General features: G+C 27.4%; 1 pseudogene. It reads right to left on the bottom strand.

What is annotated here, in order from left to right:
- Window positions 1-355 (bottom strand): annotated as a pseudogene (locus AC1DJR_RS33705) (ATP-binding protein); the annotation flags it as partial.
- Between the last annotated feature and the right edge of the window lie 58 nt (window positions 356-413).

Raw genomic sequence — 413 nt, forward strand, 5'->3', positions numbered from 1 at the left:
GAGATACTATCATACTTGACAAACCATATTTACGCCCTTCTTTAGCTACTCTTTCAACTGCAATTCTTGTATTTCTATATTTAGCATCACTTAATTTTGGAATATACTTATGTGCTTCTTCAAAAACTAATAAATAAGGGGTGTCATTTGTTATATTTGTCTTAGTTTTTAAATAGCAAAATTCAAATGTAAAACGGGTGATAACGGAAACTACTATAGAGACTATTTCAAAAGGTAAAGAACTTAAATCAACAATAGTGATATTAGCCTCATTTTCTTCATGGGTTTGATAACCTAATAATTTCTTAATGATTTCATAAAAATCATCTGTTTTTAAATCTGTTTGTTTTAACATAAAGTCTAGACGATTATCCAAAAGTTTAGTTTCAAATCTAGAAAGGAATCTATTAAAC

The organism is Bacillus sp. 05T31, assembly GCF_056396725.1.